Consider the following 19,261-nt stretch of genomic DNA (forward strand, 5'->3'; position numbering starts at 1 on the left):
CATATAGAGGACATGTAGCTAGTTCTCGGGAGCCCCACGTTTGTGGGGTTGTCCGCCCCCGACGCGAGCGGCACATACTCGACCATGAGTGGTGACGTGGTGACCGCAACGGAGCTGACCAAACGTTACCGGCGCAGCGAGCGGCCCGCGGTGGACGGGATCTCCTTCGAGATCGCCGAGGGCGAGACCATCGGCCTGCTGGGGCCCAACGGCGCGGGCAAGACCACCCTGATCAAGATGATCTGCGGCGTCACCGCGCCCACCTCCGGCCAGGTCAGGGTCTTCGGCGCCGACCCGGTGCGCCAGCCGGTCGTCGCCAAGAGCGGCGTCGGCGCCATGCACCAGTCCGGACCGTTCGACATGATGCTGCCCGCCCTCGACAACCTGCGCATCGCCGCGCGTTTCCGCGGCCTGCGGTGGCGCGACGTACGCCCCTGGGCCCTGGAGATCGCCGACTACCTCGGGCTCACCGAGCACCTGCAGACCTTCTGCTTCCAGCTGTCGGGCGGCCAGCGCCAGCGGCTGCAACTCGTGCGGGCGCTGCTGACGATCCCGCAGCTGCTCATCCTCGACGAGCCCTCGGCCGGGCTCGACGTGCCCGGCCGCCGGCAGGTCGAGAGGTTCGTGCGGTGGCTGCGCGAGGAGTACGGCGTGACGGTGTTGTGGACCAGCCACCACATCGACGAGGTGGAACGCAACAGCCAGCGCGTGATGGTCATCAACCGCGGCAAGGTGGTGCGCTTCGCCAAGCCGCGCGAGCTGGTCGAGGAGTTCGGCAGCACCCACCTGCTGGTCACGGTCGAGCACCCCGACGCGGTCAGGGCGGTGGCCGCCTGGGCCGCGGCGGCCGGCCTGGCGGCCACCGCCGAGGACTCGCTGGTGCGCATCGACGGAGCCAGGGCCCCCGACGTGCTGGCCGGGCTGTCGAGGCACTGCCAGGACCACGCGGTGGCGATCTCCGGAGTCTCGACCGCCTCCGACTCGCTGGAGCAGGTCTTCCTCCGCATGACCGACAACGAGGGGTGACATGGCCGCCAGGCTGACCTTCCAGAACACGCCCCCGGCCAGGACCGCCAAGGCCGCCGACCTGACCGCGGTGTTGTACCGGGAGTACTCCCTGCTCGCCCGCAACCGCGTCTACCTCGTGCTCGGCCTCGCGCCGATGCTCATCTACCTGCTGCTGGTCAACACCTCGCTCAGCAACCTCGTCCAGGAGGTCACCTACAAGGGCGTGGAGCTGAGGTTCGCGGCGTTCCTGCTGCCCATGACGCTGGCCATGTCGGTGGTCAGCGCGGCCGGCACCTCCAGCATGGCGCTGTTCCAGGAGGAGATGAGCGGGGTGGCCACGCAGCTGTGGTCCTACCCGCTGCGCCGCTCGCGTTTCCTGCTCGGCAAGGTGATCGCCGGGGTGTCCCTGGTTCTGGCGCAGACCCTGCTCGCCCTCGGCGTTGCGGTCGCGCTGTTCTCGTTCCCGTTCACCACCGAGGGCTGGCTGGGCATGCTGGCCGCGCTGGTCGTCTCCGCCCTGGCCTTCAACGGCCTCTACCTGGCGGTCGCCATCGTGATCACCGACTACCAGGCGTTCATGGTGCTGTCGAACCTGTCCATCCCCGTGCTGGTCTTCAGCGCCCCCTCGCTCTACACGATGGAGAGCATGCCGACGGTGATCCAGTGGGTGGCGACGATCAACCCGCTCACCTACGCGATCAACGGCATGCGCGACGCCGCGCTGTTCGGCCTCGGCGCCGCCTGGCGCGACCTGGCCGTCCTGGCCGCGATCGCCGCCGTCGCGTACACCATCGGGGGCCGCGGCCTGCTCAACCGGGCGCGCAACATCTGATGCGCGCCCTGACCCCCGACCGGTCGAAGGTCCGCCTTCCCGGCACCGACCGCGCCAGCGACGCCGCCGCCACCCTGGCCATGGCCCGCGCCGCCGCCCCCCACGTCGGCATCACCCGCGTCGCCGACATCACCCGCCTGGACACCATCGGCATCCCGACCTTCCAGGCGATCAGGCCCGCCTCCCGCACCCTGGCCGTCTCCCAGGGCAAGGGCGTCACCGCCGACCTGGCACGGCTGTCGGCCATGATGGAGGCCATCGAGCTGTGGCACGCCGAGCAGCCCATGGCCCCCGCCGCGATCGCCCCGCCGTGCGCGGTCGCCCCCGGCTACGACGTGCGCAGCCTGCCGTCGCTCACCCCGAACCTCCTGCACGACCGGCTGCCGATGGAGTGGGCGCGGGCCACGTCCCTGACCGACGGCTCCTCGACGCTGGTGCCGCTGGAGACGGTCCAGTTCACCCTCGTCCGGCGAAGCGGCTGGAGCGCGCCCGCCCTGATGTCGTCGACCAACGGCCTGGCCAGCGGCAACACGGTCGTCGAGGCCACCCTGCACGCCCTGTACGAGATCATCGAGCGCGACGCCGTCACCACGATGATCACCGAGGGCGGGCGCGGGACGCGGGTCGACCCGGCCACGCTCGGCTCGCCCGTCGTCGACGAGCTGTGCGAGCTCATCGAGCGCGCGGCCGTACGCCTGGAGGTCAGGTGGCTGCCCTCGCCCACCGGCCTGCCGTGCCTGCTGGCGCGGGTCTCCTGCGACGACTACCCGATCTCGTTCATGGGCTACGGCTGCCACCTGAGCTCCGAGATCGCCCTCACGCGGGCCGTCACCGAGGCCGCGCAGGCCCGCCTGGCCTACATCTCGGGCGCCCGCGACGACCTGCACGCCGACGCCCACCAGGACGCGGGCGCCCGGCGGCGTGACACCTCGGCGGGTCAGGCGGAGCCCGCCGAGCCGATCGCCGCCATGACCGCCCGGCCCAGCCTCGCCGAGGACCTGGAGGAGGTCGTGCGGCGGGCCGCCGCGGCCTTCCGCCACGATCCGCTGGCCGTCGACCTGACCAGGCCGGAGATCGGCGTGCCCGTCGTCAGGGTCGTGGCGCCCGGCAGCCGCGTCCGCCCGGAGGTGTTCTAGTGACCACCGTCGTCTACACAGGACCCACCCTGCCGGCGGGGGAGGTGCGCGAGGTCGTGCCCGCGGCCGTGGTGCGCCCGCCGGTGGCCAGGGGCGACCTGCTCAGCCATCCCTGGGAGCCCGGCGACACCGCGGTCATCGTCGACGGCTACTACCGGGAGCGCCTGTCGGTCGGCCACAAGGAGATCCTGTGGCTCATCGGCCAGGGCGTGCACGTCGTCGGCGCCGCCAGCATGGGCGCGCTGCGCGCCGCCGAGCTCGGCCCGTACGGCATGGCGGGGGCGGGCGAGGTCCACCGCATGTACGCCGACGGGGAGATCGACGGCGACGACGAGGTCGCGGTCCTGCACGGCCCCGCCGAGCGCGGTTACCCGCCGAGCACGATCGCGCTGGTCAACCTCAGGTACGGCTGCCGCGAAGGTGTCGCGCGCGGCCTCATCGCGCCCGAGGTCGCCGAGCGGGTCGTGGCCGTCGCCAAGGAGCTGCCCTTCAGCCACCGCACCTGGCCCGAGCTGCGCGAACGGCTCGGCCGTCAGGCGCACGACGGCCTGACGACGCTGGAGAAGACCATCGGCACCGGCGAGTGGGACCTCAAGCGGCTCGACGCCGTCCAGGCGCTGCGCGGCGCCGGAGTCGGGGCCGCCGCGCCCGCCCCGGTGGACGCGATGACCGGGATCACCCACTACGAGGTGCTCAAGTGGCGCTCCATGCGGGAGTACGCGCCGGGGCGGTGGATGGGCGACCTCGACGTGCTCAACGCGGCCAGGCTCTTCGACCCGGACTACGCGCACCTGCACGAAGAGGTGCTCACCGGCCTCCTGGAGGGTTTCGCGGGAGCCGGAGGACTCGACCACTTCGCCAGGGCACGGCTCGGACTCGACGCCGGCGGCCCGCTGCCGCAGGAGCTGGCCGCGTGGCTCACGCCGGCCGAGCTCGCCGGGCTGCCCGCCGTGGAGCAGGCGCGGCTGGTCATGGTACGCGTCTGGCCCGTCTGGCAGTCGGCCGACTGGCGCCCCGCCGTGCTCGACCGGGTGCGCGCCTCGCCGCGCTGGCCGCACTGGTGCGAGCTGGTCGCTCAGGCCGACGAGCTGACCGAGCAGACCCGCGGACGCCTGGCCCTGCCCCCGCCGCAGGTGTGCGGGAAACTCTTCCTGCGCCACTGGCAACGCCCCGGCGCGTCGGGGGAGATCGAGCTGGCCAGGCGCGGATTCTTCGGCCTGGAGGAGCTCGGGCGCACCGCGCGCCGCTTCTTCGCCCTCGACGTGCGGACCCGCAGGTGACGGCACCCGCGGGGTTCGACCCGGCCGACCCGCACACCTACTTCCACCGCGTGCGGGAACGCTGCCCCGTGCGGCGCGACGTCACCCCGTCGGGCCGGGTCACCTGGTATCTGACCCGCTACGCCGACGTACGCCACGCCCTCCAGGAGCCCGCCCTGGGACGCCAGGTGGAGCCGCCGGGCGGCGACCCGCTGGCGATGGTGCGGCGCAACGTGTTCAACCTCGACCCGCCCGACCACACCCGGCTGCGGAGGCTCATGGCGCCCGGCTTCGGCGCCAGGACCGTCGCGGTGCTCGGCCGGCTCGTCAGGCAGCGCGTGAGCGACCTGCTCGACGCCATGACCACAGGGGAGGCGGACGTGATCGCCGACCTGGCCCTTCCCCTCCCGCTGCTGGTCGTGGCCGAGCTGCTCGGCCTGCCGCAGGAGGACCGCGCCAGGCTGCGCCGCTGGAGCGACGAGATGCTGCGCACCGACGACCCGGCCAGGGTACGGCGCGCGGGGGTCGCCTTCCTCGCCCACCTGGGCGAACGCATCCGCGAGCGCGGCGACCAGACCGGCAACGACCTGCTGTCGCGGCTGCTGCGAGCCGAGCGGGCCGGGCAGCTCACCCGCCACGAGCTGCTGTCGTCGGTGTTCCAGCTCCTGTTCGCCGGCGACGAGACGACGGTCAACCTCATCGGCAACGGCGTCCTGGAACTCCTGCGCCACCCCGGCCAGCTGCGGCGCCTGCGCGAGCGCCCCGATCTCATCGCCACCGCCGTCGAGGAGATGCTGCGCTTCAACGGCCCGGTTGGCCACTCCCGGCCGCTGCACGCGATGGCCGACCTCAAACTGGGCGGCGAGACGATCAAGCGGGGCGACGTCGTGATCCCCGTGCTGCTGGCCGCCAACCGCGACCCCGCCGCCTTCGCCGATCCCGACGTCTTCGACATCGGCCGCGACCCCAACCGCCACCTGGGCTTCGGCCACGGCGCCCACTTCTGCCTCGGCGCCGCCCTGGCCCGCCTGCAGGCCCAGGCGGCCATCGGCGAACTGCTCGCCCGTTTCCCCCGGATCAGCCAGGCCACCGAGGAGCTGGAATGGACACCCGACCTGTTCCTGCACGGAGTACGCCGCCTCCCGGTGCTGCTGGAATCGGCATGAGCGGATACGCCGAGCTGGCGCGGATGGCGTTCGGCGCCGTCACCACGCAGATCCTGCACGCCGCCGTCCGGCTCGGACTGCCCGAGGCCCTGCGCTGCGCCCCGGCGCCGCTCGACAGGCTCGCCCGCGACCTCGGCGCCGACCCGGGCACGCTCGCCCGCCTCCTGGCGGCCCTCACCGCGCTAGGCGTCACGGCGCAACCGCGGCCCGGCCACTACACCCTCACCGACCTGGGCCAGCCCCTGCGCGCCGACCACCCGCGCTCGATGCGCTCCGGCCTGCTCCTGCTCGGCGACGGCGCCGTCTGGCAGGCCTGGGGCACGCTCGCCGACAGCGTCAGGACCGGCGCCACCGCCTTCGACCAGGTGCACGGCAGGCCCCTCTTCGATCACCTCGCCGCGGACCCGGCCCTGGCCCGCATCTTCAACACCGCGATGCGCGAGGGAACCGAGCCCGTCGCCGCCGACCTGGCCGCGGCGGTCGACCTGACCGGCGCGCGCACGGTCGTCGACGTCGGCGGCGGCGACGGAACGCTCCTGGCCGCCCTGCTCGCCGCCCTCCCGCGAGCACACGGCATCCTGCTCGACACCGCCGCAGGCGCGGCGGACTCGGCCCGGACCCTGCGAGGCGTCGCGGACCGGTGCACGGTCGAGACGGGCGACTTCTTCACCGCCGTGCCCTCCGGCGACCTGATGACGCTCAAGGGCATCCTGCACGACTGGGACGACGAGCGCTGCGCCCTCATCCTGCGCGCCTGCCGTACCGCGATCGAACCCGGCGGGCGCCTGCTCGTCCTGGAACCGGTGCTGCCCTCGCGCCAGGCCGTCATGAGCGACATCGCCATGCTCGTCTACACCGGCGGCCGGGAGCGCGACGGGCGGGAGTACCGGCGGCTGCTGTCCGAGGCCGGGTTCGAGCTGTGCGGCGTCAGCCGGCCCCTGGGCGGCACCCAGGTCCGCGCCCTGATCGCCAAGCCCGCCTGAGTACGGCCCGGCGAGCGGGCCGGGCCTGAGTACCCCACCTACTCTGGCCGCCGGGCATCGAGGCGGTCATAGTGTCCGGGTCGAGCGAACTCGGGTGGTCAGGTGGCGCAACCGGATGAGTCGGGCGAGGCGATGCCCGCACTGCGGATCGTCGTCGGCGAACCCGACAGGATGACGCGGGCCAGGCTCAGAGGAGTCCTGCACATGGGCAACGGCGTCTACGTCGTCGGCGAGGCGGGCGCCACGCACGGGCTGCACGACCTGATCGTCAGGCACCGGCCCAGGATCGCCGTCGTGAGCGCCGGGCTGCGGCGCCCCGACGGCGCCGAGTGCGCGCTCGCCGTCGCCGGCCACGCCCGCCACCGGCTGCGGGTGCTGCTCATCTCCGAGACCCTCGACGAGGAACTGCTCGGCCGGGCGCTGCGCATGGGCGTGGGCGGCTTCGTGCACCGGGAGACGCTGATGGAGGAGATCGTGCAGGCCGTACGGCTGGTCGCGGCCGGGCACACCTACATCTCCACCTCGATGATCACCCGGCTGCGCGACCGCATCGCCCACACCGTCTGCGGCCTGGACCGGCGGCCCGAGGCCCTGACCCGCCGCGAGGCCGAGGTGCTCGCGCTGGTCGCCACCGGCCTGTCCAACGCCGGCATCGCCGCCCGGCTCGGCATCGGGGCTGGAACGGTCCGCTCCCACCTGGCGCGCATCCTGGCCAAGCTCTCGGCAGCCAACCGCGCCCACGCGGTCGGCATCGCCTACGAGTCGGGCTTCATCTCCCCGGCCACCAGCCGGACAGCCGGGGAAACTGCCTGATCGCCTCCCGGGTCGTCAGCGGGGCGCCGGGAGGCTCGCTCATGACGCGCAGCAACCACGAACGATCCGGCGAGGCCCCCGGATCGGGCAGCAGGGTCTGGCGGCCGAACATCTCGCCGGCCAGCTCCGGGCTGGCCAGCGCCGCCCTGGTACGGCGGAGCCTGACCTGACGCTGGAAGGGCGTGGCGGGTTCGGGGCCGCGTTCCTGCTCCACGGCCATGCGCCACGACGTCTCCGCCACCTGCGCCACGGCCGCGCGCAGCGCCTCGGCGCAGTCGAGTCCGCTTCCGGTCAGCTCGCTGCGCATGGCCAGGGCGCTGAGTACGGCCACGGACATGCCGTGTGAGTAGATCGGGTTCACCGCGACCACCGCGTCGCCGACCGCCACGAAACCGGCCGGCACGCTCGCCCGCTCGAAGAAGCGCCGGCGGTTGGCGGTGTCGTGATACGGGCGCACCCGGCCCAGCGGGGTCGCGGCGGCCATGAGCTCGGCCACGATCGGGTCGTGGAGTGCGCGGGCGAACTCCTCGAAGCCCCGCTCGTCGGCGGGCGGGCGGCCGCCCTCCGTGCCGGTCAGGGTGACGACCCAGCGCCCGCCCTCGACGGGGTAGACCGTCGCGCCCCTGCCCGGCTCGCCGGGGGAGGGGCGCGGGTGGAGCATCACGGCGGGCATGCCGGAGTCCAGGCCGTCGGGGGCACGGTAGACGCGGGTGGCGTAGGCGAGGCCGGAGGAGACGCTCTGCTCGGGGATCTCGCCCACCTCCAGCTCGGCCAGCCACCGCGGCGCCCCTGAACGGCGGCCGGTGGCATCGACGACGAGATCGGCGCCGATCACCTCCTCCCGCCCCCGCCCGGCCACGCGGACGCCGGTGACCCTGCTCGCGTCGCCCGTGAGCCCCGTGACCGTGACGCCCTGCCGTACCGTGATCGCCGCGGACGCCAGCGCCCGCGGCCGGATCACGTGGTCGAGCAGCCCCCGGCTGCACGACACCAGGTACGCGGCGGTGTCCAGGCGCCGGAACCACCCCTCGGCGGTGAGGATGAGCGCGTCGCCCGGCAGCCCGATGCGGCGCGCCCCGAGCGCGGCCAGCTCCTCCAGGCTGCCGGGCAACAGCTCCGCCAGAGCCCGCGCGCCCCCGGCCACGAGCACGTGGCTGTGGTGGGCCTGCGGCAGCCCACGCCGAGGGCCGGGAGCGGCGGGATAGCGGTCCCCCTCGAAGACGACGACCTCGTCGGCGACCCCCGGAACCCCGGCGAGCACGTTCGCGGCCAGCACGCCCGCGAATCCGCCGCCCAGGACGACGGCGCGGGTCACGTGAGGCGCCCGTGGGGCGGGCACGTCACGTGGCCGGGTGCTCTTCGATCAGGCCGTCGGCGATCATGTCGCCCAGGAAGTGGCGCACGTCCAGCAGGATCTGCCCGCTGATCGCGATGCTTCCCCCGCTGAACTCGGCCGCCAGCTTCTCCACGATCGGCTCGCGCTCGCCCTCGCTGGCCACCAGCGTCCAGATCCGCGACGCGCTCTCGTTGAGCGTGCGGAAGTCGCCGCTTTCCAGGTGGTAGAGCGAGATGCCCTCCGCGCTCTCCTGCCAGATGACCGACTCGCTGATCCGCAGTGACACGGCAGACCTCCGCTGAAGCTAGACCGGGCTGATGGGCAGCAGCTCGCCCACCCGCACGGCGGCGGGGGAGGGCGGCACGTACGTCTTCCAGTCGTCGAAGACCGGATGGATCTCGTCGGTGGACAGCATCCTGGGCGTGGTCATGTCCTCGTCGCCCGCGAGCGCCGAGGCGGGCGTGCCCGACTCCAGCCACAGCTGGGTGACCACGCCGTGGCGCAGGATGCGGCACTGGTGGCGGCTGTTGCGCCGAAGGTCCAGCGACTCGGCCATGTGCGAGGCCCGGCAGCCGCCTCCGCAGGAGGCCTTGATGTAGCAGCGGGCGCAGTCGGCGTGGTAGTCGCCGCCGAAGACGGAGCTGTTGCGCATGCCGTACAGGACGGGCGCGGCGAAGATCTCCGAGAGCGGCTGCCTGCGCAGGTTGCCCGCCAGGTGCGAGCGGCCGGTGACGAGCTTGCACGGGTACACGTCGCCGAGGGAGTTGATGTAGATCTCGTTGCCGCCCATGCCGCAGTTGGCCCGCACGGCGCACGCGCCGACCGGCTTGGGCCCGTCGGGCAGCAGCTTGCCCGCCACCGGTGAGGTCCAGGCCAGGCGCTGGATCTTCAGGTGGTCCTCCCAGCCGAAGTCGAACTCGTCGGTGACGCCCCTGCCCAGGTTGTTGTGGTACATCAGCCGGATGCTGTGCACCTCCAGGCCCTCGATGAAGAGCGCGAAGTCCTCGAGCCCGTCGACGTTCTCCGAGGTGACGATGTGGTTGATCTTCGGCTTGACGCCCGCGGCGTTGAGCAGCTTGAGCGCGCGGTGGGTGCGGGCGAACGCGCCGGCGCCGCGGGTGCGGTCGTGGGTCTCGGCGGTGCCGCCGTCGACGCTGATGGTCACGTCGCCGAACAACTCGGCGAACCGCTCCGCCTGCGCGCGGGTGCGGATCATCGTGGCGTTGGTGACGATGTTCGACTTCAGCCCGCTGCGGTTGGAGTGCTCCACGATCTGGAACAGGTCCTTGCGCAGCATGGGCTCGCCGCCGGTGAAGACCAGCAGCCGGGCGCCGGCGGCGGCCACCTGGTCGACCAGGTCGAGCGACTCGGCCGTGGTCAGCTCGCCGGGCAGGCACTTCTCCGACGAGGCGTAGCAGTAGGGGCAGCGCAGATTGCAGCCGTCGGTGATCGCGTAGTAGACCTGCCGCAGCGAGGGTTCGGAGAAGGCGACGCTGGGGCGGTTTCTGGCGTAGTAGACGATCCAGTTGAGGATCAGCTTGGCCAGGGCGCGCTCGGTGCCCTCACCCTCCGGCAGGTGCTCGGCGGGACGGCTGAGCGCGCGCAACACGGCGAACTCCTGCGCCGACAGCAGGCATCGGCCGCCCACCTGCGGATTGACCACCAGGTAGGTGTCACCGTGCACGAAGTAGGTGAGGTCTTCGGGCACGTCGAACAGCCCGCGGCTGCGGGCGAGCTTGCCAGGCATGGGCTCCCCTTGATGGCTGCCTCTGGACGGCTTCCTCTGCGGACGGCTTCCTGCGGTCCTGCGGACGGCTGCTGCGGCCCCGGCCGACGCGGCCGGGGCCGCACCAACGGGCCGGTGTTTAGTCGGCGCCGGACCCGGAACCGGACCACGCTCCGCACATGCACTTGGCCTCGGCCTCGGCGCTGTGCACCTCGACCTCGGGGGCGCTCCAGCTGTGCGCCAGGACCTCGGGGATGGCCGGGATCCGGTTCTTGAGCGAGATGAGCAGGTCCACTTCCTCCCTGGTCAAGCCGGCGAACGCCTGCTCGACCTCGGCAGCCAGCGGGCTGTTCAGCACGCCGGCTTCACGCAGTGCTTCCCTCGGATCGAAGGACATGCCTTCCACCTCTCTGTGTCTTGGGACGCGTTGCAGGTTGAGTATGGGCTGGCGCTCGCCGTACCGGACAACCCCACAAAAGTGGGGTAGAAGCACACGAATGTGGGTTTCGTCCACTCTTGTCATCGGCCAGGGAGCGTTCCAGGCTGCGTCTATGACTCCAACGGGCCCGTTCGACGCCCTGGACCGGTTACGCGCGGCCGGGCACCCCATCGACCTGCTCAACGAGGGGCAGCGACGGGTGTTCGCCGGACTCACCGAACCCGAGGTGGACCTGCTGAACTCGATCAAGGCCCGGCTGGACGACGCCTCCGGCGAGGTCGAAGGACAGGAACTCAAGATCGTATGAGTGGCCGGGGCCCGCGGCACACCCGTCGAAACGTCGTGGTCCTGTTCATCGACATCGTCGGCTCCACGGAACTGGCCGAGCGCCTCGATCCCGAGCTGCTCCTGCGGATCCTGGAGCGCTACTACGACGCCTGCCGCGGCGCGATCCTGGCCAGGGGCGGGGTCGTGGAGAAGTACATCGGCGACGCGATCATGGCGGTCTTCGGCGTCCCCGCCGCCCGCGAGGACGACGCGCTGCGCGCCGCGCTCGCCGCGACCGAGGCCATGGACTCGGTGCACCGCCTGAGCGAGGAGATCGCCCCCAGTATGGGAGTCAGGCTCGACGCCCACTGCGGCATCGCCTACGGAGCGGTCATGGTCGTCTCCGAACCCGGCTCGGACGTGCGCGTGATCGGCGACACCGTCAACACCGCCGCGCGCCTGCAGTCGGCGGCCGGCGACGGCGAGATCCTGCTCGGCGAGGGCGCCGCCAGGCTGGTACGGCGCCACGCCGTCGCGGACGAGGTGCCGCCGCTGCGGCTGAAGGGCAAGCGCGACCCGGTGCGCGCCTGGCGGCTGGTGGCCGTCGAGCCCGACCGCGACCAGCCGGAGGGCGACGCGATCCCGCTCATCGGACGCGAGGCCGACCTCGACCGGCTCACGCTCCTGCACGAGCAGGTCGCGCGGGAGCGGCGCTGCCGGGTGGCGACCGTGCTGGGCGCGCCGGGCATCGGCAAGTCGCGGCTGGTCCGCGAGTTCCTGCGGGGCCTGCCCGCGCAGGAGACCGTGCTGACCGGCCGCTGCTCCTCGTACGGCATCGGCGCCACCTACCGGCCCATCACCGAGATGATCGAGCCGCTCGACGGCGACGACCCGACCCTGCGCGCCCTGGCCGACGGGCAGGAGACGCCGGGCACCGCGGAGATCGCGCGAGCCGTACGCGCCCTGTTCGAGCGGCTCGCCCCGGTCGTCGTGGTCCTCGACAACCTGCAGTGGGCCGAGCCGACCCTGCTCGACCTCGTCGAGGAGTGCGCGCGCGAGCTGACCGGCGCCCCGGTCCTGCTGCTGTGCGTGGCCAGGCCCGAGCTGCCCGCCCGCTGCGACGGCTCCACCACGCTGGAACTCGGCCCGCTGCCGCCCGCCGCGATGGAACGCCTGGTCGCCGAGCTGTGCGCCGCCCGTGCCGACGTCACCGCCCACGACCTCGGCACCCTGCACGAGGACGTCGCGGCCAGGGCCGACGGCAACCCGCTGTTCGCCGAGCTGATGCTGGAGACGGCCGGAGAGGACGGCGCCGACCTGCCGCCCACCATCCAGGCCCTCCTCGGCGCCCGCCTGGACCTGCTCGGCGGGGCCGAGCGGGAGGTCCTCGAACGGGCGGCCACCATCGGCCAGACCTTCACCGCCGGGCAGCTGCGCGCCCTGCTCGGCGACGACCCCGCGCCCGCGGTCGGCGACCTGCTGCGCGAACGCCTGATCCGCCGGGTGCCCGGCGGGTTCGAGTTCACCCAGACGCTCACCAGGGAGATCGTCTACAGCCTGACCCGCAAGGAGTCACGGGCCGACTGGCACCGCGCGCTCGCCGGCGGGCTCACCCAGGAGGCCGGCATGCACCTGCTGGCCGCCTGCCGGCTGACGAGGGAGGTACGGCCAGGCGATCCGCTGCTGCCCGAGCTCACCGACCGGGCGGCCGCCTCCCTCATCAGCGACGGCGGGCAGGCACTGCACAGGAAGGACCTGCCCGCCGCCCTGGCGCTCCTGGAACAGGGACGCGAGACGCTCCCGCCCGGCCGCGACGAGCACCGCTCGCTGGCCGTACGCATCAGCGACGCCCGCATGCTGCGCGGCGAGGCGCCACGAGCACTGACGGCGCTCGACCGGGCGGAGGAACTGCTGCCCGGGCATCCGCGCAACGCGCTGACCTGCGCGATCCAGCGGGAGATCCTCACCCTGCGCTCCAGCGCCAGGGCCCCGCTGCTCGTGGAGCTGCGCGAACGCCTCGACCACGATCCCGGCGACGACCTGAGCTGGTGCCGCTTCCACCAGCTCGAAGCGCTCGTGCGGATCGAGGCGGGCGGGCTCGGCGCCGCCGAGCGGGCGCTGCGCGACGGGCTGGAACGCGCCCGCGCCATGGGAGACCGCTACGAGGAGGACCGGCTGCTCATCGGGCTGTGCGAGCTGGTCCAGTGGTCACCCACGCCGGTGGCGCAGGGGCTGGAGATCGCCGGGGAGCTGATGGAGCGCTTCGCCGGCGACCGCGCCCTGCTCGTGCCGGTGCTGGTGACCAGGGCCAGGCTGCTGGCGCTCGGCGGCTCCCTGGACGCCGCGAGGCAGGCCCTGGGCGTGGCGGACGGATACGCGGCGGAGCTGCGGCTCGGGCTGGCGGCGATCACCGTCACGCAGGTGCGCGGGCTGGTGGAGGCACTCGGCGGGCGGCACGAGCAGGCCGAGCTGCGGTTCACCGAGGCGGCCCGCGCGCTGCGGGCCGCCGGGCACGCCGCCCCGGCCGCGACACTGGAGCTGTACGCGGCCCGAGAGGCCTTCCACCAGGGGAAGGCACGGCAGGCGGCGGCGGCACTGGAGCAGGCGCCGGAAGGGCCGAGGCAGCTCAGGGCGGAACTGGTGGCTCTCACCCTCGAAGCGGCGATCGCGGCGTCGGGCGGCCTCCCCGGCACCCCACGCACCGACGCCGCCCGAGCCCGCGACTCCGAACGAGCTCGCCGCCTCCTGACCCGGGCCGTCGACCTGCTGGCCTCCACCGACGACCCCTGCCTGCGCGGCGACGTGCTCTTCGAGGTGGCCCGCACCGACCGGGCCGCCGGACGCGACCCTTCCCCCGCCGCGCTCGCCGCCCGCGCCGCCTACCTGAGCAAGGGCGCCGCGCTGCCGGTGCGCGCCGTCGACGAGTGGATGGGAGAACCGTGACCATCACCCCACCCTGGCGGCGGGAGGAACGCACCCACTTCCCCGGCGTGCCCGCCTGGAGCCTGGCCACCACCCGGCAGGCGCCCGAGCTGTTCGAGGTCAGCCCCCTCGGCGAGGTGGGCAGGGACTGGGCACTCGGCGGCGCCGACGGCACGGGCGTGCGCGTGTGCGTGGTCGACACCGGCGTCGAGGGCGGCCACCCCAGGGTCGGCGGCCTCGACGCCTCCTACGTCGTCACCGACTCCCTCACCGTCAGCGCGTGCGAGCCCGTCGACCCGGCGGGCCACGGTACGGCCTGCGCGGGCGTCATCCGGTCGGTGGCGCCCGGCGTGTCGCTGTCGTCGGTCCGCGTCCTGACCGACGGCAAGTCGGGCACCGGCGACGCCCTCATGGCCGGCCTGCGCTGGGCCATCGACGAGGGCTTCGACCTGGTCAACCTGAGCCTGTCGACCACGCGCTCCCACTTCAGGGAAGCGCTGCACGAGCTGGCCGACCGCGCCTACTTCCGTCGCTGCCTGCTGGTGGCCGCCGCCCACAACATGCCCGTCCTGAGCTTCCCGTGGACCTTCTCCTCGGTGGTCTCGGTCGCCAGCCACGACGAGCCCGACTCGATGCGCTACTACTACAACCCCGCACCACCCGCCGAGTTCTACGCGCGCGGCGTCAAGGTGCCGGTCGCCTGGCCAGGGGGCAGGGAGATCCGCAGCACCGGCAACAGCTTCGCCGCGCCGCACATCACCGGCATCTGCGCGCTCATCCTGAGCAAGCACCCGTGGCTGACGCCGTTCCAGCTCAAGACCGTCCTTTTCCTGGCAGCGGACAACACCGGAGAAGCCCATGCCCCCTGACGCCATCGAACGCAGGCTCCTGCAGTCCATCGTGGAAGTGGCCCGCCACATGTTCGGCGCCGCCGCCTCCTCGATTTTCCTCCTCGACCCCGAGAGCGGCGAACTCGTCTTCGAGGCCGTCTCAGGCAAGGGCGAGCAGGAACTCGTCGGCACCCGCTTCCCGCCCGGCACCGGCATCGCCGGCTGGGTCGCCGCCAGCGGCCAGCCCATGGTCGCCGACGACCTGTCCGGCACCACCCAGTTCGCCCACGACGCCGCCGCCTCCACCGGCTACGTGCCCGCGACCATCATGGCCGCGCCGCTGTTCCGCTTCGAGGAGTGCGTCGGCGTGCTGGAGGTGCTCGACCGCACCGCCTCCCGCAGCGAGCTCGACGACATGGAACTGCTCGGCCTGTTCGCCACCCAGGCGGCGTGCGGGCTGGAGTTCCTGCTGCGCGAACGGCAGAGCCGCGGCCTGGAGCCGCCCGACGACCCGTACGTGCTGCTGCAGCGCATCGGGGCCCGGCTGGCCACCACCCGGCCCGCCGAGGCGACGGCCGTACGCCTGCTCGCCATCGCCGACGAGTTGCTCGCACGCTGAGGTTCCGACCATCCGGGGGCAGATCATGAAAGGGAGACATGACCCCGCGCTGGGAACGCTCCGGCTGGCCGTTCGCAGGGCGCGGCTCCGCGCTGCGCGACGTGACCGAAGCCCTGCTCCGACCCGACCTCGGCGGCGCCGTCGTCCTGGGCGCGCCAGGTACGGGCAGGAGCCGCCTGGCCGTTGAGGCGCACCAGCGGCTGGCCTCCGGCGGCCACGCCGTCTTCTGGGCCACCGGCACCCGCTCCGCCTCCGCCGTACCCCTCGGCGCGCTGCTCCACCTCGGGCGCGACCACGGCGAGATCGTCGCCAGGCTCTGCGAGCCGTCCGCCGCCCGCGCCGTGCTCGTCGTGGACGACGCCCACCTGCTCGACAGCGCCTCGGCCGCGCTGCTCCTCCAGCTCGCCGTGCACAGCCCCGCCGCCGTCCTGGCCACCGTACGGCGGGGCGCCACGGTGCCCGACGCGGTGACCGCGCTGTGGAAGGAACGGGTGGCACGGAGAGTCGAGCTCGGGCCGCTCACCGACGGCGAGGTGCGTGCCCTCCTGGAACGCGGGCTCGCCGGCCCCCTGGACGCCGTCACCTCCAGAACCCTGCGCGGCCTCGCCGCAGGCAACCCGCTGTTCCTGCGCGAGCTCGTGCAGGCCGGGCTGGAGAGCGGAACGTTGCGCCGCGTCCACGGGCTGTGGCACCTCGCGGGCGACCTGCGGGTCACCGGGCGGCTGGGGGACCTGGTGGAGGCGGGGGATCCGGAGGTGCTGGACGTGCTCGAGGTCCTGGCGTGCGCCGTCCCGGTGGGAGCGGCGCTGTGCCAGACGGCGGTGGAGGCCCTCACGAGCCCGGACGCCGTGGTGCGCGCGGAACGGTCGGGTCTGGTGGCGGTACGGGAGGCGGGCGCGGGGTTCGCGGGCGCGGCTGCCGGGCCCGCGGGGTTCACGGGCCGCCCGGCCCTCGCGGGGTTCGTCGCGGGCTCTGGTCGCGCTGCGCTCGTGGGGTTCGCGGTGCCGGGCCACGCGGCGGTCATCCGTGAGCGCATGCCCCGCGCCCGGATGCGGGCGATCCACGCGGGACTCGCCGCGACGGGCTGCCACCTCGCGAGCGACCCGCTCGTGGGGGCCGCGTGGAGGGAGCACGCGGGCCTCGGGTCCTCGGCGCCGCACCTGCTCGCCGCCGCCCTGTGCGCGGCCGGCCGCCTGGACGCCGGGACGGCCGAGCGACTGGCCCGCGCCGCCCGCGAGCTGTACGGGCAGCAGGCCCCGGCGGAACGCACCCGCCTGTCGCGCTGGCTGGAGGGCCAGGCCGGGGCCTCATGGCACACCACGACGTCGGCGGGCGTCGAAGGCGGGCCGCGCGAGGCAGCCGGGGCGTCGGGGGGCGGCCGAGGTGGGCCGGACGAGGTCGCTAGGACGTTGGCGGGTGGCGAGGGAAGGCGGTGCGAGGTCGCGGGGACGCCAGCGGGCGTCGAAGGCGGGCGGCGCGAGGTCGCCGGGTTGCTGGAGGCTGACCTGGCGCTCGCGGAGGCGCTGGCCGCGCAGGGGCGCCATGCCGAGGCGGCGGCCGCCCTGCCGTCCGAGCGGCTGCCGGGGGAGGCGGAGGAGCGACGGGTGATGCTCGCCGAGCGCCTCGACTACTGGTGGCGCGGCGTCGTGCCCGCCCACCCCGACGGCCCGGCGGCGGCGCAGGCCGTACGCACGTGGACGATCCTGCTCGAAGGCCGGGTGAGCCAGACCCTCGGCAGCGGACCGGGCCTGCTGATGGGCGCGCTGCCCGCCTCGGCACGCGCGTGGGCCGCCTCCGCCGTGACGATCGCCGCGGGCCTGGCCGGTGACACCGCCCTGGCCGACCGCGCCTCCACCCCGGCCTCCACCCCGGCCTCCACCCCGGCCGCCGCGCCGCCCTCCACCGCGCCGCACTCCGCCCCGGCCGCCGCCCTGCCCTTCACGGCGCCACACCCCGCCCCGCCCGTCGACACCGTCTCACCCTGGGCGGCGGTGCAGGTCGGTGGGGCGCGGTGTCTGGCGTTGCTCCTGACCGGAGCGCTCGACGAGGCGGGCACGCTCGCCGAGGCGGCCTCCCTGCACGCCGCCGACCACGAGCCGCCGCCGGTCGTCGGCGCCTGGTCGGCCGTCTGGGGCATCGTCGCCAAACACCAGGGCCGCCTGCACATCGCCCAGCACGCCCTCCGCGAGGCCGTCGTCCTGCTCGACGGCCCCGACCCGCTGCGCCTGCGCCGCGTCCTGCTCGCCGAGCTGGCGGGGGCGTACGCGATGACGGGCGACACCCTCCAGGCCGAGCGCTGGCTGCGCCGCGCCGACGCCTGCCCGCCCCCTCCGGGCGTGTTGTTCGACGCGTGGGTCGAGCGCAACCGCGCCTGGACCGCGTCCCTGCTCGACCTGCCGACGGCCGCGACCCACGCGCTGGCCGCGGCCAAGGCGGCGCGCACGATCGGCGCCCCGATGCTGGAGGTGCTGGCGCTGACCGACGCGGCCCGCTTCGGCGCCGCCGGGCAGGTGCGCGACCGTCTCACCGAGCTGGCCGCCGGTCACCGCGTCCTGGACGGCGTCGTCCCCGAAGGCCGCGCCGGTACCCCGCCCGACACCGCGGGGCGCCGCCAGGCCGGGCCGATGGTGGAAGCGCTGGCGGGCGCGGTGGCGGCGCTCGCCGAGCAGGACGCCGCCCGCCTGGCCCGTGCCGCCGAGCGGTTGCGGGCGCTGGGCCACCTGCTGCCCGCCGCCGAGTGCGCCGCCACCGCCTACCGCCTCCATGCCGCCGCCGGACGCCCGGTGGAGGCCAAGCCCACCCTGGCCATGGCCCGCGAACTGCTGACCGAGTGTGACGGCGCCCGCACGCCGCTGACGGACCTCAGCGGCAGCCGCCGCACCCTCACCCCGCGTGAGCTGCAGGTGGCCAAGCTGATCGCGGCGGGCATGCCGGGCAGGTCGGTCGCCGTGCGCCTGGGCCTGTCGTTGCGCACCGTCAACAACCATCTGGGCCGCGTCTACGTCAAGCTGGGCATCTCCGGCCGCGACGCGCTGGCCGCGGCGCTCGACGACCCGGGGTGAGCCCCCTTGTGCTCATCATGGCCTCCGGAGATGCTCGACTTCGGCATCCGCTTCGGCGCTTCGGCGTCCACGGAGGAGACGACATGAGCGTGAGGATCGAACGCGACGGCGACGTCATGACCGTCGTGCTCTCCCGTCCGGAGGTGCGCAACGCCGTCGACCGCAAGACGGCCGACGCGCTGGCCGAGGCGTTCACGGCGTTCGAGGAGTCGTCGGCGTCCGTCGCCGTGTTGTGGGGTGAGGGCGGCTCGTTCTGCGCGGGAGCCGATCTGAAGGCGCTCGACAACCATGTCGGCGAGGAGGGCACGGGCCCGATGGGTCCCACGCGGATGCGCCTGTCGAAGCCGGTCGTCGCCGCCGTCTCGGGGCACGCGGTCGCCGGTGGGCTGGAGCTGGCGCTCTGGTGCGACCTGCGGGTGGCGGAGGAGTCGGCCGTGTTCGGCGTCTTCTGCCGCCGCTGGGGCGTGCCCCTGATCGACGGCGGCACGGTACGGCTGCCGCGCCTGATCGGGCTGTCGCGCGCGATGGACATGATCCTCACCGGCCGCCCCGTCGCGGGTCCTGAGGCGCTGGCCATGGGGTTGGCCAACCGCCTGGTTCCTGACGGCACGGCCAGGGCGGCCGCCGAGTCGCTGGCCAGGGAGCTGGCCCGCTTCCCCCAGTTGTGCATGCGCGGCGACCGGCTGTCGGCGCTGGAGCAGGACGGCATGGCCGAGCACGCGGCCTTGGTCAACGAGTTGCGGCACGGCATGACCGCGCTGGGGGAGGCCGTCGACGGCGCCGCCCGTTTCGCGTCGGGTGCGGGCCGTCACGGATCCTTCGGCGACCTCTAGCGCCTGATGGCGGCGAAAACGGCATAATCG

The 19,261-nt window shown here is 73.9% G+C and carries 17 protein-coding genes; 13 read left to right on the forward strand and 4 right to left on the reverse strand.

The genetic code is table 11. The features are described from left to right. The first annotated feature begins 99 nt into the window (after positions 1-99). The 7 genes from HNR30_RS31250 (at position 100) to HNR30_RS50380 (ending at position 7,197) form a co-directional block, all read left to right on the forward strand. On the forward strand, positions 100-1,026 hold the full coding sequence (locus HNR30_RS31250) for an ABC transporter ATP-binding protein (protein ID WP_220134165.1): 927 nt from the start codon (positions 100-102) through the stop codon (positions 1,024-1,026). A gap of 1 nt (position 1,027) precedes the next feature. Further along, entirely contained in the window at positions 1,028-1,840 is an 813-nt protein-coding gene (locus HNR30_RS31255; RefSeq protein WP_181613631.1) for an ABC transporter permease, read from the forward strand. Then, positions 1,840-2,976: a YcaO-like family protein gene (locus HNR30_RS31260; protein WP_181613632.1), complete on the forward strand. Its 1,137-nt coding sequence runs from the start codon at positions 1,840-1,842 to the stop codon at positions 2,974-2,976. The genes HNR30_RS31255 and HNR30_RS31260 overlap by 1 nt, the downstream gene beginning before the upstream one ends. Next, on the forward strand, positions 2,976-4,256 hold the full coding sequence (locus HNR30_RS31265) for a TfuA-like protein (RefSeq protein WP_181613633.1): 1,281 nt from the start codon (positions 2,976-2,978) through the stop codon (positions 4,254-4,256). Before HNR30_RS31260 ends, HNR30_RS31265 begins: the two co-directional genes overlap by 1 nt. Continuing rightward, entirely contained in the window at positions 4,253-5,401 is a 1,149-nt protein-coding gene (locus tag HNR30_RS50375) for a cytochrome P450 (protein ID WP_181613634.1), read from the forward strand. The genes HNR30_RS31265 and HNR30_RS50375 overlap by 4 nt, the downstream gene beginning before the upstream one ends. Then, positions 5,398-6,384 (forward strand): methyltransferase, encoded by a 987-nt coding sequence (locus HNR30_RS31275; RefSeq protein ID WP_181613635.1) that lies wholly within the window; start codon positions 5,398-5,400, stop codon positions 6,382-6,384. The genes HNR30_RS50375 and HNR30_RS31275 overlap by 4 nt, the downstream gene beginning before the upstream one ends. A gap of 102 nt (positions 6,385-6,486) precedes the next feature. Then, positions 6,487-7,197: a response regulator transcription factor gene (locus HNR30_RS50380; RefSeq protein ID WP_181613636.1), complete on the forward strand. Its 711-nt coding sequence runs from the start codon at positions 6,487-6,489 to the stop codon at positions 7,195-7,197. Here the strand turns inward: HNR30_RS50380 and HNR30_RS31285 are convergent. From HNR30_RS31285 to HNR30_RS31300, 4 genes are all read right to left on the reverse strand, one after another. Continuing rightward, positions 7,154-8,512 carry an NAD(P)/FAD-dependent oxidoreductase gene (locus tag HNR30_RS31285; RefSeq protein ID WP_181613637.1) on the reverse strand — a complete coding sequence of 453 codons (1,359 nt, stop codon included), beginning with the start codon at positions 8,510-8,512 and terminating at the stop codon, positions 7,154-7,156. The two genes, HNR30_RS50380 and HNR30_RS31285, sit on opposite strands and share 44 nt — an antisense overlap. Before the next feature lie 25 nt (positions 8,513-8,537). Beyond that, positions 8,538-8,819, reverse strand: coding sequence for a PqqD family protein (locus tag HNR30_RS31290; protein ID WP_181613638.1), 282 nt, complete (start codon positions 8,817-8,819; stop codon positions 8,538-8,540). 18 nt (positions 8,820-8,837) lie between these two features. Continuing rightward, entirely contained in the window at positions 8,838-10,280 is a 1,443-nt protein-coding gene (stsB, locus tag HNR30_RS31295; protein ID WP_181613639.1) for a StsB family radical SAM/SPASM domain sactipeptide maturase, read from the reverse strand. 118 nt (positions 10,281-10,398) lie between these two features. Next, positions 10,399-10,656 carry a StsA-related sactipeptide RiPP gene (locus HNR30_RS31300; RefSeq protein ID WP_181613640.1) on the reverse strand — a complete coding sequence of 86 codons (258 nt, stop codon included), beginning with the start codon at positions 10,654-10,656 and terminating at the stop codon, positions 10,399-10,401. Positions 10,657-10,810: 154 nt separating this feature from the next. Here HNR30_RS31300 and HNR30_RS31305 point away from each other — a divergent pair, with 154 nt between their 5' ends. The 6 genes from HNR30_RS31305 (at position 10,811) to HNR30_RS31330 (ending at position 19,231) form a co-directional block, all read left to right on the forward strand. After that, a complete protein-coding gene (locus tag HNR30_RS31305) occupies positions 10,811-11,005 on the forward strand; it encodes an aroma-sacti cluster domain-containing protein (protein ID WP_181613641.1) in 195 nt (64 codons plus the stop codon). Next, a complete protein-coding gene (locus tag HNR30_RS31310) occupies positions 11,002-13,908 on the forward strand; it encodes an AAA family ATPase (RefSeq protein WP_181613642.1) in 2,907 nt (968 codons plus the stop codon). Before HNR30_RS31305 ends, HNR30_RS31310 begins: the two co-directional genes overlap by 4 nt. Beyond that, positions 13,905-14,756, forward strand: coding sequence for a S8 family serine peptidase (locus HNR30_RS31315; RefSeq protein WP_220134166.1), 852 nt, complete (start codon positions 13,905-13,907; stop codon positions 14,754-14,756). Before HNR30_RS31310 ends, HNR30_RS31315 begins: the two co-directional genes overlap by 4 nt. After that, positions 14,746-15,336 (forward strand): GAF domain-containing protein, encoded by a 591-nt coding sequence (locus tag HNR30_RS31320; protein WP_181613643.1) that lies wholly within the window; start codon positions 14,746-14,748, stop codon positions 15,334-15,336. The genes HNR30_RS31315 and HNR30_RS31320 overlap by 11 nt, the downstream gene beginning before the upstream one ends. A gap of 38 nt (positions 15,337-15,374) precedes the next feature. After that, entirely contained in the window at positions 15,375-18,398 is a 3,024-nt protein-coding gene (locus HNR30_RS31325; protein ID WP_181613644.1) for a helix-turn-helix transcriptional regulator, read from the forward strand. A gap of 83 nt (positions 18,399-18,481) precedes the next feature. Then, entirely contained in the window at positions 18,482-19,231 is a 750-nt protein-coding gene (locus tag HNR30_RS31330) for a crotonase/enoyl-CoA hydratase family protein (protein ID WP_181613645.1), read from the forward strand. Positions 19,232-19,261: the final 30 nt, after the last annotated feature.

The sequence above is a fragment of the Nonomuraea soli genome (assembly GCF_013761175.1).
Lineage (GTDB): Bacteria > Actinomycetota > Actinomycetes > Streptosporangiales > Streptosporangiaceae > Nonomuraea > Nonomuraea soli.